This is a genomic window from Pseudomonas pseudonitroreducens, assembly GCF_021603645.1.
GTDB lineage: Bacteria > Pseudomonadota > Gammaproteobacteria > Pseudomonadales > Pseudomonadaceae > Pseudomonas > Pseudomonas pseudonitroreducens.
Genome location: NZ_BQHJ01000013.1, coordinates 145694 through 159969, shown reverse-complemented (window position 1 = coordinate 159969; position 14276 = coordinate 145694). Strand labels below are relative to the sequence as shown.

11 protein-coding genes and 3 tRNA genes are annotated in these 14276 nt (G+C 65.9%); 7 read left to right on the top strand and 7 right to left on the bottom strand.

The window, feature by feature from the left end; all coding sequences use genetic code 11:
• Positions 1-64: 64 nt before the first annotated feature.
• The 6 genes from mazG to L6D89_RS27280 all read right to left on the bottom strand — a co-directional run bounded on the left by mazG (position 65) and on the right by L6D89_RS27280 (position 7682).
• Positions 65-898, bottom strand: a complete 834-nt coding sequence (mazG, locus tag L6D89_RS27305) for a nucleoside triphosphate pyrophosphohydrolase (protein WP_236201740.1) — start codon at positions 896-898, stop codon at positions 65-67.
• Positions 891-3149 (bottom strand): GTP diphosphokinase, encoded by a 2259-nt coding sequence (relA, locus tag L6D89_RS27300; protein ID WP_236171457.1) that lies wholly within the window; start codon positions 3147-3149, stop codon positions 891-893. Before relA ends, mazG begins: the two co-directional genes overlap by 8 nt.
• An 89-nt stretch (positions 3150-3238) precedes the next feature.
• Positions 3239-4609 carry a 23S rRNA (uracil(1939)-C(5))-methyltransferase RlmD gene (gene rlmD, locus L6D89_RS27295; protein ID WP_236201739.1) on the bottom strand — a complete coding sequence of 457 codons (1371 nt, stop codon included), beginning with the start codon at positions 4607-4609 and terminating at the stop codon, positions 3239-3241.
• A complete protein-coding gene (gene cysM, locus L6D89_RS27290) occupies positions 4609-5508 on the bottom strand; it encodes a cysteine synthase CysM (RefSeq protein ID WP_236171459.1) in 900 nt (299 codons plus the stop codon). Before cysM ends, rlmD begins: the two co-directional genes overlap by 1 nt.
• Before the next feature lie 114 nt (positions 5509-5622).
• Entirely contained in the window at positions 5623-6969 is a 1347-nt protein-coding gene (locus tag L6D89_RS27285) for a HAMP domain-containing sensor histidine kinase (protein ID WP_236201738.1), read from the bottom strand.
• A 2-nt stretch (positions 6970-6971) separates the two neighbouring features.
• Positions 6972-7682, bottom strand: a complete 711-nt coding sequence (locus L6D89_RS27280; protein ID WP_236201737.1) for a response regulator transcription factor — start codon at positions 7680-7682, stop codon at positions 6972-6974.
• 127 nt (positions 7683-7809) lie between these two features.
• On the opposite strand from L6D89_RS27280, the gene L6D89_RS27275 reads away from it, so the two are divergent.
• From L6D89_RS27275 to L6D89_RS27260, 4 genes are all read left to right on the top strand, one after another.
• A complete protein-coding gene (locus L6D89_RS27275; RefSeq protein ID WP_236201736.1) occupies positions 7810-10581 on the top strand; it encodes a response regulator in 2772 nt (923 codons plus the stop codon).
• A gap of 16 nt (positions 10582-10597) precedes the next feature.
• Positions 10598-11587 carry a 2-hydroxyacid dehydrogenase gene (locus tag L6D89_RS27270; protein ID WP_236201735.1) on the top strand — a complete coding sequence of 330 codons (990 nt, stop codon included), beginning with the start codon at positions 10598-10600 and terminating at the stop codon, positions 11585-11587.
• 62 nt (positions 11588-11649) lie between these two features.
• Positions 11650-12090, top strand: a complete 441-nt coding sequence (locus tag L6D89_RS27265; protein ID WP_236201734.1) for a hypothetical protein — start codon at positions 11650-11652, stop codon at positions 12088-12090.
• Entirely contained in the window at positions 12087-12485 is a 399-nt protein-coding gene (locus L6D89_RS27260; protein ID WP_236201733.1) for an META domain-containing protein, read from the top strand. Before L6D89_RS27265 ends, L6D89_RS27260 begins: the two co-directional genes overlap by 4 nt.
• 17 nt (positions 12486-12502) lie before the next feature.
• On the opposite strand, the gene dinB is transcribed toward L6D89_RS27260, so the two are convergent.
• A complete protein-coding gene (dinB, locus tag L6D89_RS27255) occupies positions 12503-13561 on the bottom strand; it encodes a DNA polymerase IV (RefSeq protein WP_275094686.1) in 1059 nt (352 codons plus the stop codon).
• 217 nt (positions 13562-13778) lie between these two features.
• Here dinB and L6D89_RS27250 point away from each other — a divergent pair.
• The 3 genes from L6D89_RS27250 (at position 13779) to L6D89_RS27240 (ending at position 14240) form a co-directional block, all read left to right on the top strand.
• A tRNA-Met gene (locus L6D89_RS27250) sits at positions 13779-13855 on the top strand.
• A gap of 116 nt (positions 13856-13971) precedes the next feature.
• Positions 13972-14048 (top strand) — tRNA-Met (locus L6D89_RS27245).
• A 115-nt stretch (positions 14049-14163) separates the two neighbouring features.
• A tRNA-Met gene (locus L6D89_RS27240) sits at positions 14164-14240 on the top strand.
• The last annotated feature ends 36 nt before the right edge of the window (positions 14241-14276 follow it).

Below are 14276 nucleotides of genomic sequence, written 5' to 3'. Positions count from 1 at the left end.
CCAATAGCAAAAGCCCCGCGATTGCGGGGCTTTTTCATGGGCACCAATTCAACGGTGGCAATACTTATCCACAACTGAGCGGATTCTTCTCGTCGCGCTTGGCGGCGCCCCACAGTTCATCCATCTCTTCCAGGTTGCTGTCTTCCAGCGTACGCCCCTGGTCGCGCAGGGCCGTCTCGATGTAGCGGAAGCGCCGTTCGAACTTGGCATTGGCGGCGCGCAGTGCGGTTTCCGGGTCGACCTTGAGCTTGCGCGCCAGGTTGACCACCACGAACAGCAGGTCGCCCACCTCTTCCGCCTGGGCCTCGGTGTCGCCACCGGCCATGGCTTCGAGTACCTCGTCCAGCTCCTCGCGAACCTTGTCTACCACCGGCAGCGCATCGGCCCAGTCGAAGCCGACCTGGGAGGCGCGCTTCTGCAACTTGGCCGCGCGGCTCAGCGCCGGTAGCGCGCTGGGCACGTCGTCCAGCAGCGACAACTGCACCGGTTCGGCGGCCTTGGCAGCCCGCTCCTCGGCCTTGAGTTCTTCCCAGCGCTGCTTGACCGCCGCTTCCTCCAGCTTCGCCGGGTCCGGTTCGCCGTACAGGTCGCCATCGGGGAACACATGGGGGTGGCGGCGAATCAGCTTGCTGGTGATGCCATCGACCACCGCGTCGAACTCGAAGCGGCCCTCTTCCCGCGCCAGCTGTGCGTAGTAGACGACCTGGAACAGCAGGTCGCCGAGTTCCTCGCGCAGGTGGTCGAAATCGCCACGCTCGATGGCGTCGGCGACTTCGTAGGCCTCCTCGAGGGTGTACGGGACGATGCTCGCGTAACTCTGCTTGAGGTCCCAGGGGCAGCCGTGCTGCGGGTCGCGCAGGCGGGCCATCAGGTACAGCAGGTCTTCGAGCTTATGCATCCTTGGCACCTGCGCGGTCGCGGCGCGCCTCAATGATGTTGGGCAACTGGGAGATGCGCGCCAGCAGGCGCCCCAGGGAATCCAGACCAGGAATCTCGATGGTCAGGCGCATGATCGCGGTGTTGTCTTCCTTGTCCGAACGGGTGTTCACCGCCAGCACGTTGATGCGTTCGTTGAGCAGCATCTGCGAGACGTCGCGCAACAGGCCGGAGCGATCGTAGGCGCGAATGACGATATCCACCGGGTAGGTGCTGACCGGCACCGGCCCCCAGCTGACCTGGATGATCCGTTCCGGCTCGCGCCCCGCCAGTTGCAGCGCGGTGGCGCAGTCCTGACGGTGGATGGTCACGCCGCGGCCGAGGGTGATGTAGCCGACGATCGGGTCGCCCGGCAGCGGCTGGCAGCAGCCGGCCATCTGCGTGAGCAGGTTGCCGACACCCTGGATCTGAATGTCGCCGCGCTTGCCGTGGCCGATCTTGCTCGGTTTGCGCGGGATGAGTTCGAGCTGCTCGGTGCCGCGCTCCGGCTCCACCAGTTGCTGCGCGTAGTTGACCACGTGGGCCAGGCGCAGGTCGCCGGCGCCCAGCGCGGCGAACAGGTCTTCGCCAGTCTTGTAGTTGGCCTTTTCGGCGAGCTTCTCGAAGTCCACCGGTGGCAACGCCAGGCGGCCCAGTTCGCGCTCGAGCATGGCCTTGCCGGCGGCGACGTTCTGGTCGCGCGCCTGCAACTTGAACCAGTGGACGATCTTCGCCCGCGCCCGCGAGGTGGTGACGTAGCCCAGGTTCTGGTTCAGCCAGTCACGGCTCGGCCCGCTCTGCTTGCCGGTGATGATTTCCACCTGCTCGCCGGTCTGCAGGCTGTAGTTGAGTGGCACGATGCGGCCGTTGATCTTGGCGCCGCGGCAGTTGTGCCCGACCTCGGTATGCACGCGGTAGGCGAAGTCCAGCGGCGTGGAGCCCTTGGGCAGGTCGATGGCGTGGCCGTCGGGGGTGAAGACGTAGACCCGGTCGGGCTCGATATCCACCCGCAGCTGTTCGGCCAGACCGCCGATATCGCCCAGTTCCTCGTGCCACTCGAGCACCTGGCGCAGCCAGGAAATCTTCTCTTCGTAGTGGTTGGAGCTGGCCTTGACGTCCGTGCCCTTGTAGCGCCAGTGCGCACAGACGCCCAGTTCGGCCTCTTCGTGCATGGCGTGGGTACGGATCTGCACTTCCAGCACCTTGCCCTCGGGGCCGATCACCGCGGTGTGCAGCGAGCGATAGCCGTTTTCCTTGGGGTTGGCGATGTAGTCGTCGAATTCCTTGGGGATGTGCCGCCACAGGGTGTGCACGATGCCCAGCGCGGTGTAGCAGTCGCGCATTTCCGGCACCAGCACGCGCACCGCGCGCACGTCGTAGATCTGGCTGAAATCCAGGCCCTTGCGCTGCATCTTCCGCCAGATGGAATAGATATGCTTGGCGCGGCCGGACAGGTCCGCCTTGATGCCGGTGGCGGCCAGGGCGTCCTTGAGCTGCTGCATCACGGTGGCGATGTACTGCTCGCGGTCCAGCCGGCGCTCGTGCAGCAGCTTGGCGATCTGCTTGTACTGGTCGGGTTCCAGGTAGCGGAAGGACAGGTCCTCCAGCTCCCACTTGATGTGGCCGATACCCAGGCGATGGGCCAGCGGAGCGTAGATGTCGAACACCTCGCGGGCGACACGCATGCGCTTTTCTTCGTCGCCGTTCTTCACCGCGCGGATCGCGCAGGTGCGCTCGGCCAGCTTGATCAGCGCGACGCGCACGTCGTCGACCATGGCCACCAGCATCTTGCGCAGGTTCTCGATCTGCGCCTGGGTGCCGAGCACCAGGGACTGCCGGGGGCTGAGGCTGGTACTGATCGCGGCCATGCGCAGCACGCCTTCGATCAGCTTGGCGACGACAGGGCCGAAGCGCTGCGCCACGTCTTCCAGCTTGACCTTGCCCTCACGCACGCCACGGTAGATCACCGCGGCGACCAGGGATTCCTGGTCGAGCTTGAGGTCCGCCAGGATCTCGGCGATCTCCAGGCCCGTCTGGAAGCTGGAGGTGCCGTCTGCCCAGGTATTGTCAGCCGTGCTGACAGCCCTGTCTTCCACCTCGCGAGCGAACTCGCAGGCTTCCAGCAGGACCTGGCGATCCAGGCCCGGGACCAGGGTCTGGACATGGTCCAGCCAGGCCTCGAGATTGATGCTGCCGTCGGTGTTGACCGGCTGGTGCGCTCTCACCTGTACCATCGTGTCTACCCTTCCCCACGGTGCGCCACAACACACCGCTCACTGCGCCGGCCTTTCTTGCTTGAGCCGGTCGGATTGCGCAGGCCTTCCTAGCCTGCCTCGAACAAAGCCATGGCCTCGACATGGGCCGTCTGCGGGAACATGTCGAGGATGCCGGCGCGTTTCAGGCGATAGCCCTGTCGGGCCAGTTCACCCGCGTCGCGCGCCAGGGTCGCCGGATTGCAGGACACATAGAGTACCCGCTCCGCGCCCAGTGAATGCATCTGCCGTGCCGGCTCGAAGGCTCCGTCACGCGGAGGGTCGAGCAGTACGGCGGTGAAATCCTCCGCCGCCCAGGAGGCGTCGGCAAGCGGTTTCGTCAGGTCCGCCTGGTGGAACCGAGTATTTCCCAGCCCGTTGGCAGCGGCATTGGCGGCGGCGCGCGCGACCATGGTCTGCACACCTTCCACGCCCACCACCTCGCGCACCTGGCGCGCCAGCGGCAGGGCGAAGTTACCCAGGCCACAGAACAGGTCCAGTACGCGCTCATCGCTGCCAGGCTTCAGCCAGTCCAGCGCCTGGGCGACCATCGCCTCGTTCACCGGCTCGTTCACCTGGACGAAGTCGCCGGGGCGATAGGCCAGGGTCAGATTCCAGGCTTCGAGCCGGAAGCCGAGCTCGCGGTTCCCACTGTTTTCTGCACCGTCGGAGCAGAGCGTCGGTTCGCCGTCACCCTGCAACCACAGCTGCACATCCCGTGCCGAACAGAATTCCAGCAGTCGCGCGCGATCGCTATCGGACAAAGGTTCGATATGCCGCAGCAGCAGCGCGCTGGAAGTGCCGTGGAATAGCTCGACATGGCCGAGGCTCTGCGGCTTGGCGAAACCACGAAGCAGCTCGGGCAACTCGCGGGCGAGAACCTGCAGTTCGGGCACCAGCACCAGGCAGTCGTCGAAGGCGACAATGGCCTGGCTGGCAGCGGCGCGGAAACCGACGTCCAGGCGCTTGGCCTTCACGTCCCAGCGCACGGCGAGACGGGCGCGGCGACGGTAGCCGAATTCCGGCCCGACCAGCGGCGCAGCCCATTCTTGCGGGACCAGGCTGGAGAAGCGCTCCAGTTGCTCGGCCAGGGTACGCTGCTTGAGCGCCAACTGATCGGCGTGGGACAGGTGCTGCAGGCTGCAGCCGCCGCAGGTGCCGGCGACCGGGCAAGGCTCGGCGCGGCGATTGGCGGCGGCGGTGAGGATGCGCTCGCTACGGGCGTCGACGATCTGCGCGCGAGCGGACAGCACGCGGGCCTCCACCACCTCGCCCGGCAGAGCGTTGTCGACGAACCAGGTGCGCCCGTCGATATGGGCGATGCCGCGGCCGTCGTGGGCCAGGCGCTCGATGTTCAGGCGCTGCTTCTTGCCCACCGGTACCGCAGGGCTGCGCGCTCCACCGCTGGGCTGGAAGCGCAGGCCGGATCTCTGCTTGGCCATCAGTTGGAGTCGAACACGCCCGAGGACAGGTAACGGTCGCCACGGTCGCAGATGATCGCCACCAGGGTCGCGTTCTCCAGCTCGCGGGACAGACGCAGCATGGCGGCCACCGCACCACCGGACGACACGCCGCAGAAGATGCCCTCTTCACGGGCCAGGCGACGCATCACGTCCTCGGCTTCGCTCTGCTGCATGTCGACAACGCGGTCGACGCGGGTCGCGTCGAAGATTTTCGGCAGGTATTCCTGCGGCCAGCGGCGGATGCCGGGGATGGCCGAGCCTTCCATCGGCTGCAGGCCGACGATCTGCACGTTGGGGTTCTGCTCCTTGAGGTAGCGCGACACGCCCATGATGGTGCCGGTGGTGCCCATGGAGCTGACGAAATGGGTGATCTCACCGCCGGTCTGCTGCCAGATTTCCGGGCCGGTGGAGTGGTAGTGGGCAATCGGGTTGTCGCCGTTGGCGAACTGGTCGAGCACCTTGCCCTGGCCTTCGCGCGCCATCTGGTCGGCGAGGTCGCGGGCGCCTTCCATGCCCTGTTCCTTGGTCACCAGGATCAGCTCGGCGCCGTAGGCGGTCATGGCGGCCTTGCGCTCGGCGGTGGAGTTGTCGGGCATGATCAGGATCATGCGGTAGCCCTTGATCGCCGCCGCCATCGCCAGGGCGATGCCGGTGTTGCCGGAGGTGGCCTCGATCAGCGTGTCGCCGGGCTTGATGTCGCCGCGCAGTTCAGCGCGGGCGATCATCGACAGCGCCGGGCGATCCTTCACCGAACCCGCGGGGTTGTTGCCCTCGAGCTTCACCAGCAGGGTGTTGGAAGTTTCCCCGGCCAGGCGCTGCAGGCGCACCAGCGGGGTATGGCCGACGCAATCGGCGATAGTCGGGTACTGCACGGTCATGGAAGCACTCGGATCTGGAACAGGGCGCCCTATGATACCGGCAAAAGCGGCCCCGCCATACGAAACTTCCTAACAAGCCATGTTTCCGCAGGACAGGCCGCCGCCTGGACGCTGTCAGGCCGCCGTCGCGTCCGGCAGGCGCAGGTGTACACGCAGGCCCGCATCGGCGCAGTCCGCCCAGAGCTCGCCACCCTGCATGCGCAGCGAACTGCGGGCGATGCTCAGGCCCAGGCCGAAGCCTTCGCCGGTGCGCGCATCGGAGAGCCGGGTGAACGGCAGGAAGATGCGTTCCAGGTCACTTTGCGCCACACCCGGGCCATCGTCCTCCAGCCACAGGTGCCAGCCGCCGGACTCGCGCCGGCCGCCCAGGCGGATGCGGCCGTTTTCCGGCGAATGGCGGATAGCGTTGCGCAGCAGGTTTTCCAGCGCCTGGGCCAGACCGTTGAGGTGGCCGCGCACGCGACAGTCCGCCGGCACCTGATAAAGGAAGCGCTCGGCACTCCAGCCCGCCTCGAAGCGCGCATCGTCCACCAGCAGCTCCCACAGCGAGCGCAGGTCGATCTCTTCCAGTTCCAGGCGCGGGCGCTCGGTATCCAGCCAGGCCAGCTCCAGGGTATCGGCGACCAGGCGCTGCATCACGTCGACCTCGCGCTCCACGCGCTGGCGCAGCGCGGCTTCGCTGATCGGGCTGTCCCCAGCCACCCGCAGGCGGCTGAGCGGCGTGCGCAGCTCGTGGGACAGGTCGCGCAGCAGCTGGCGTTGCAGGCCGACATGCCCGCGCAGGCGCTCGGCCATGTGGTCCAGCGCGCGGCCCAGCTCGCCGAGCTCGTCGCGGCGAGCGACCAGTTCCGGGCCGGCGACCGAGCCAAGATTATCCGCCTGCAGGGCATTGGCGTGTTCGCGCAGGCGTTTCAACGGACGCACCAGGCGCCGGTAGATCAACCCGCAGAGCAGCAGCGCGAGGATCGTCGGCACCAGCGCATGGCTGATTGACTGACGCAGGAAGGTCAAGCCACCAGGCAGGAAACGCTGCGGCAGTTGCACCACCAGCCGGCCGGCAGCCGGCTCGTCCGGAAAGGGGATGCCGATGTACGGCAGCGTCACCGAACGCGAGCTTACCGGCCAGTCCAGCCCGCGCTGGAAGGTCAGGTGCGCCACGTCCGCCATCGGCAGTGGCTGCGTGCCCAGCGACTGCAGGCGGGCATCGACCACGACCATCCACACTGGCTCGCGCAGTTTCATCTGCGCCAGCCAGGCATCGACGCCCGCCGGGCCGCCGGCACGCCAGGCCTGCTGCGCCTCGTCGGCATAGCCCGCAAGCACCTGCCGCGCCGCCTCGGAGAGGTTGTAGCTGTCGCGCTCCATCTGCTTGCCCCAGTTCCAGGACAGCCAGATCACCGACAGGCAGAGCACCACCAGGGCAACAGCGAGCTTCCAGAACAGCGAGTGGCGGCCGGGCATGCTCAGTCCTCGGCCTCGGCGAACACATACCCCTTGCCCCACACCGTGTGCAGTTGGTGGCGTACATAGCCGATGGCCTGGAGCTTGCGGCGCAGGTGGCTGACGTGCATGTCGAGGCTGCGGTCGTGGGCAGTGAAGGCACGGTGCAGCACGTGCTGATAAAGGAAGGGCTTGCTCAGCGTCTCGCCCTGGCTGCCGAGGAAGGTTTCCAGCAGGCGGTACTCGGTGCCGGTCAGCCCGGCCCACTGACCATCGAGGCCGACGTCGTCCTTCTGCGGGTCCAGTTGCAGACCGGTCGGGGCCGCATTCAGCGACTGGCTGCCGCGTTCCAGGGCCACACGGCGCAGCACCGCGTCCACCCGCACGCTCAGCTCGGCAAGGCTGAAAGGCTTGGGCAGATAGTCGTCGGCACCCTGGGAGAATCCGGCGATGCGGTCCTGTTCGGCCCCCAGGGCGGACATCAGGATCACCGGCACTGCGCGCTCGCGGCGCAAGGTGCGGAGGATATCCAGGCCGCCGGTGCCCGGCAGCATGATGTCCATCAGCACCAGGTCATAGTCGCCGCCGCGCGCCTGGGCCAGACCTTCGTCGCCATCCTGGCACCAGGTGACCTCGAAGCCACGTTCGCTCAGGTGGGAAGACAGGTGGGCGCCCAGGGTCGGGTCGTCCTCGATGGTCAGCAAGCGCAGGCCGGACGAAGCTATGGCGTTCATATCAAATAAGAGTGATTAGCAATTGCGTGAAGTATTCACGATTCCACGCATCCTCGGCAAGGCAAAGGGCTTCCGGCGCAGGTCCGAACCGCTACACTGCCGGGGATAAACGCATCGGAGGAAACGCGTGTTCAAGGATCTCGGCATCAAGGGACGGGTACTGCTGCTCACCCTGCTGCCCACCAGCCTGCTGGCGCTGGTGCTCGGCGGCTATTTCACCTGGGTGCAGCTGTCGGACATGCATGCCCAGTTGATCGAGCGCGGGCAACTGATCGCCGAACAACTGGCGCCGCTGTCGGCGCCGGCCATGGCCAACCACAACAACGAGCTGCTCGAGCGCATCGCCAACGAAGCGCTCGACCAGCCCGACGTGCGCGCCGTGACCTTCCTCGGACCGGACCGCGAGAAGCTGGTCCACGCCGGCCCCAGCATATTGACGCCGATGCCCAGTGGCGACGGCTCGCACATGAGCATGGCGAGCAACCTCGACACCACGCATTTCCTCCTGCCTGTACTGGGCAAGCATCGCAGCCTGTCCGGCGACCCGGATGCCGACGCCGAGAAACTGCTTGGCTGGGTCGAACTGGAACTGTCGCACCATGGCACCCTGCTGCGCGGCTACCGCAGCCTGTTCACCAGCCTGCTGCTGATCGGCGCCGGCCTCGCCGTCACCGCCCTCCTCGCCCTGCGCATGAGCCGCGCGATCAACGCGCCCCTGGGGCAGATCGCCCAGGGCGTCGCCCAGCTCAAGGAAGGCCGCCTGGAGACTCGCCTGCCGGCACTCGGCAGCCATGAACTGGACGAACTGGCCGGCGGCATCAACCGCATGGCCGAGGCGCTGCAGAGCGCCCAGGAAGAGATGCAGCACAACATCGACCAGGCTACCGAGGACGTGCGGCAGAACCTGGAGACCATCGAGATCCAGAACATCGAACTGGACCTGGCGCGCAAGGAAGCCCTGGAGGCGAGCCGGATCAAGTCCGAGTTCCTCGCCAACATGAGCCACGAGATCCGCACCCCGCTCAACGGCATCCTCGGCTTCACCAACCTGCTGCAGAAGAGCGAGATGACCAGCCGCCAGCAGGACTACCTGGGCACCATCCACAAGTCCGCCGAGAGCCTGCTGGGGATCATCAACGAGATTCTCGACTTCTCGAAGATCGAGGCCGGCAAGCTGGTACTGGAGAACATCCCGTTCAACCTGCGCGAGCTGATCCAGGACACCCTGACCATCCTCGCCCCCGCCGCCCACGAGAAGCACCTGGAGCTGGTCAGCCTGATCTACCGCGACACCCCGCTGCAACTGGTGGGCGACCCGCAGCGCCTGAAGCAGGTGCTGACCAACCTGGTGAGCAACGCCATCAAGTTCACCCATGACGGCAGTATCGCCGTGCGCGCCATGCTCGAAGACGAGAGCGACGACCGCGCGCAACTGCGCATCAGCGTACAGGACACCGGTGTGGGCCTGACCGACGCCGACCTGCGCGCGCTGTTCCAGGCCTTCAGCCAGGCCGACAACTCATTGTCGCGCCAGGCCGGCGGCACCGGTCTTGGGCTGGTGATTTCCAAGCGCCTGATCGAGCAGATGGGCGGTGAAATCGGCGTGGAAAGCAGCGCCGGCGATGGCTCGGAATTCTGGATCAGCCTCAACCTGCCCAAGGCCCGCGACGACGGCGACGACCTGCCGCCCGCCATGGCCGGCGGCCTGCGCGTGGCACTGTACGAGCCCCATGAACTGACCCGCACCGCGCTGCACCACCAGTTGGAAGACTGCGGCCTGGAAGTCACCGAGTTTCCCGACCTCGCCACGCTGGAAAAGGCGCTGCTGGCCGGGCCGTCGGACAAGGCCCCGATCACCCTGGCGCTGCTCGGAGTGACCGCCGCCGAACACCCGCCCGAGGCGCTGCGCCAATCCATCCGCGAGTTGGAACAGCATGGCTGCAAGAGCCTGGTGCTGTGCCCGACCATCGAGCAGGCGCACTACAACGACGTGCTGCCCGATGCCCAGGTGCAGAGCAAACCCGCCTGCACGCGCAAGCTGCAACAGGCGATGAACGAATTGCTGCACCTGCGCCCGTTGCGCAAGGACAAATCCGCCAACGGCCGGCTCGAGCGCACGCCGCACCTGCTCTGCGTCGATGACAACCCGGCCAACCTGTTGCTGGTGAAGACCCTGCTGACCGACATGGGCGCACAAGTGACTGCCGTGGACAGCGGCCTCGCCGCCGTCGAGGCGGTGCAGCGCGAGCGCTTCGACCTGGTCTTCATGGACGTGCAGATGCCGGTCATGGACGGTCGCCAGGCCACCGAGGCGATCCGACAATGGGAAGGCGACCGCGAGGTCAGCCCGGTGCCGATCATCGCTCTCACCGCCCACGCGCTGGCCAACGAGAAGCGCGCCCTGCTGCAAGGCGGCATGGACGACTACCTGACCAAGCCGATCGACGAGCGCCAACTGGTCCAGGTGATCCTCAAATGGACCGGGCTGGCGCTGGGCGAGCCGCGTGACGAACGCCCGCGCCACGCCGAATCCAAGCTCGACGGGCTCAGCGTCCTCGATCCGGAGGAGGGCCTGCGCCTGGCCGCCGGCAAGCCGGAACTGGCCGCCGACATGCTCGGCATGCTGCTCGCCTCACTGTCCGCCGACCGCCAGGTAATTCGCCAGGCCCGCGAGCGCAACGACCGCAACACCCTGCTCGAGCGCATCCACCGCCTGCACGGCGCCACCCGTTACTGCGGCGTACCGATGCTGCGCGCCGCCTGCCAGCGCGCCGAAACCCTGCTCAAGCAGAACGAACCGGACGCCCCTGCCGCGCTGGACGAACTCGACAAGGCCATGGCCGAACTGGCACAAGCGACCGAAGGCCACCTGGAAGCAGAGGCCGGCCAGCCGCACTGAGGACGGAATCCAAGCGATGCGCATCATCCTGTTCAGCAACCAGACCTACGACCGCGACAGCTTCCTTGCCGCCAACCACGTTCACGGCTTCGAACTGCATTTCCAGCAGGCGCAGTTGCGCGAGGACACTGTTGCCCTGGCCATGGGCTTCGAGGTGGTCTGCCCTTTCGTCAACGACGACCTGTCGCGCCCGGTGCTCGAGCACCTGGCCGCCGGCGGCACTAAATTGATTGCCCTGCGCTCGGCCGGCTACAACCATGTCGACCTGGCTGCCGCCCACGCGCTGGGGTTGGCCGTGGTGCGCGTACCGGCTTATTCACCCCACGCGGTGGCTGAACATGGCGTGGGATTGGTCCTGGCGCTATGTCGGCACCTGCACCGCGCCTACAACCGTACCCGCGAAGGTGACTTCTCCCTGCATGGCCTGACCGGCTTCGACCTGCACGGGCGCACCGTGGGCGTGATCGGCAGCGGGCAGATCGGCGAGGTCTTCGCCCGCATCATGAGCGGCTTCGGCTGCCACATCCTGGCCTACGATCCGTATCCCAACCGCGCCATCGAGGCCCTGGGTGGGCGCTTTGTCGAACTCGACGAGCTGCTCGCGCAGTCCGACATCATCAGCCTGCACTGCCCGCTCAACGAGGCCACCCAACACCTGATCAATGCTCGCAGCCTGGCGCGCATGAAACGCGGCGCCATGCTGATCAATACCGGCCGCGGCGCCCTGGTGGATACCCCGGCGCTGATCGAGGCGCTGAAGAGCGGCCAGCTCGGCTACCTGGGCCTGGACGTCTATGAAGAAGAAGCCGACATCTTCTTCGCCGACCGTTCCGACCAGCCACTGCAGGACGATGTGCTGGCGCGCCTGCTGACCTTCCCCAATGTGATCATCACCGCGCACCAGGCTTTCCTCACTCGCGAAGCGCTGGTGGGGATCGCCCAGACCACGCTTTCCAACATTGCCGCCTGGCGGGCCTGCACCCCGGTCAATCTGGTCGAGGGCTGATCGGATGGCACTCGCATCCGCGCGCCATGCCACCTAGAATGCCGCGCTTTCCCGGAGGACCCATGGCCCAGCACGATTTCCGCTACACCCTGCTCAACCCGCAATTCACCCTCAACGAGTGCCGCGCCCTGACTCCGGGCCGCTACCAGGTCACCGGCATCGGTGGCTCGATCAAGGCCGGTGACACCCTGCTGGTCAGCCTCAAGGGCAGCAAAAGCCTGAGCATGATCCTGGCTGTGGAAAAGGTCCGCCACCTGATCAACCCGCCGGGGCAGTGGATGGCCGTGGCCAAAGGCCCGGTGTTTCGTGAACTGGGTATCCACGAGTGGAAGGTCAACTGCGACGGCTGTGGGGCTACACTGGACTTCGAATTCGCCGTCGATGCCACCCTCGGCAAGGCTGCCCAGCAGCCCGCCGCCGAGCAGCGCATCGCCGAACTCGGATGGGCAAAGGCTGGCAACCGCCATCTCTGCCCGGAATGTCAGAGCAAGGAGACTGCATGAAAGCCCTGATCGCCGGCGCCTTTACCGTGCTGGCCCTGGCCGGCTGCGCGAGCAAGCCGGTTCCGGAAGCCGAACAGACCTACCGCGTCGAATGGATCGGCGAACGTCCGCTGATTGATTACACGCACATCAGCCTGACCCTGGACGGCAGTGGCCGCGCCTATGGCAGCGCAGGCTGCAACCACTGGTTCGCCAGCTACAAGCTTGAAGGCGAGCAGTTGACCTTCGGCCAGCCCGGCGCCACCCGCAAGCTGTGCGCGGACCTGGTGATGGAGCAGGAACAGCAGTTCCTCAAGATGCTCGGCGAAGTCCAGCGCTGGGATATCACCGACGAAGGCGAACTGCGCCTGTGGCCGGTCTCGGGCCGCGCCATGCGCCTGTGGCCGGAAGGCTGAGGCGCTCTCCGTCGGTACTAGAAAAGCGTGAGCTGCTCGTGGGAGCCGCGCAGATCGACCAGGCGCACGCCCACACCGATCAGCCGCACCGCCTTGTTGCCACGCTGGAAGGCCTGTCCCAGCAATAGCCGATAGCTCTCCAGATCCCGTGCGGCGCCCGCTTGCTCCATGGTGGTCTGGGTGAAGTCGTGGAACTTCAGCTTGATGAACGGCTTGCCCGGCCGGTAGCTGGTGTCCAGGCGCGTCATGCGCCGCTCCAGTTCGCCCAGCAGCGATGGCAGCTCCTCCTGGCAGGCCGCCAGGTCCGGCAGGTCCTGGTCGAAGGTGTTCTCCACGCTGATCGACTGGCGCCGGCTGTCCACCTGCACCGGGCGCTCGTCGATGCCCCGCGACAGCCCCCAGAGCCGCTCGCCGAAACTGCCGAACTCCTTGGCCAGCTGGATGCGCGACCAGTCGCGCAGGTCCGCACAGGTGCGAATGCCCAGGCGCGCCAGCTTCTCCGCGGTGACCTTGCCCACACCATGCAGCTTCTTTACCGGCAGTTCGGCGACGAAGCCATCCACCTCGTCGGGCGTGACCACGAAGAGGCCGTTGGGTTTGCGCCAGTCGCTGGCGATCTTGGCGATGAACTTGTTCGGCGCCACCCCGGCGGACACCGTAATGTGCAGGGTTTCCCAGACGCGCTGACGAATCTCCTGGGCAATGCGCGTGGCACTTCCGCCGCAGCGCTCGCTGTCACTGACGTCGAGGTAGGCCTCATCCAGGGACAGCGGCTCGATCTGCTCGGTGTAGTCACGGAAGATCGCGTGGATATCCCGCGACGTCTCGCGATAGACGTCCATGCGCGGGCGCACGATGGTCAGGTCCGGGCACAGCTTCACCGCCGTGCGCATGGCCATGGCCGAATGCAGGCCGTAGGCGCGCGCCTCGTAATTGCAGGTCGCGACCACGCCACGCTTGTCCGGCGAGCCGCCCACGGCCAGCGGCTTGCCCGCGAGGCTGGGGTCGTCGCGCATCTCGATGGCGGCATAGAAGCAGTCGCAATCGATGTGGATGATCTTTCTCTGCCGAGTCACGAAGAAGGCGCCTGCTCACCAACGAAAGCCGCCCGTAATGGCGACTGAACAGCGGTCCATATTAATGCAAAAAGCCGCGGCCCCGGTTATCCACAGCCAGGAAATGCCCATCGTCGAACAACGCCCCGCCGCCGACCAGCACAGCTAAATATCTGATAGAAAATCACTTTTCCCCAATTTTCATTGACACACGAGCCCATCTGCGTAGAATGGCCGGCGCGGGATGGAGCAGTCTGGTAGCTCGTCGGGCTCATAACCCGAAGGTCGTAGGTTCAAATCCTGCTCCCGCAACCAGACACCGTGAAAAGGCCACTCTTCGGAGTGGCCTTTTTCGTTTGTGCGTCATTTAAATTATTGATCGAAGCGCAAATATCGATTGACAGAGGCTTTCATTTCCGTAGAATGGCCGGCGCGGGATGGAGCAGTCTGGTAGCTCGTCGGGCTCATAACCCGAAGGTCGTAGGTTCAAATCCTGCTCCCGCAACCAGACACTGGGAAAGGCCACTCTTCGGAGTGGCCTTTTTCGTTTGCGCGCGATTTAAATTATTGATCGAAAACGAAATATCGTTTGACACAAGGCTTCATATCCGTAGAATGGCCGCCGCGGGATGGAGCAGTCTGGTAGCTCGTCGGGCTCATAACCCGAAGGTCGTAGGTTCAAATCCTGCTCCCGCAACCAGACATCAAGAAGAAAGCCACTCTTAGGAGTGGCTTT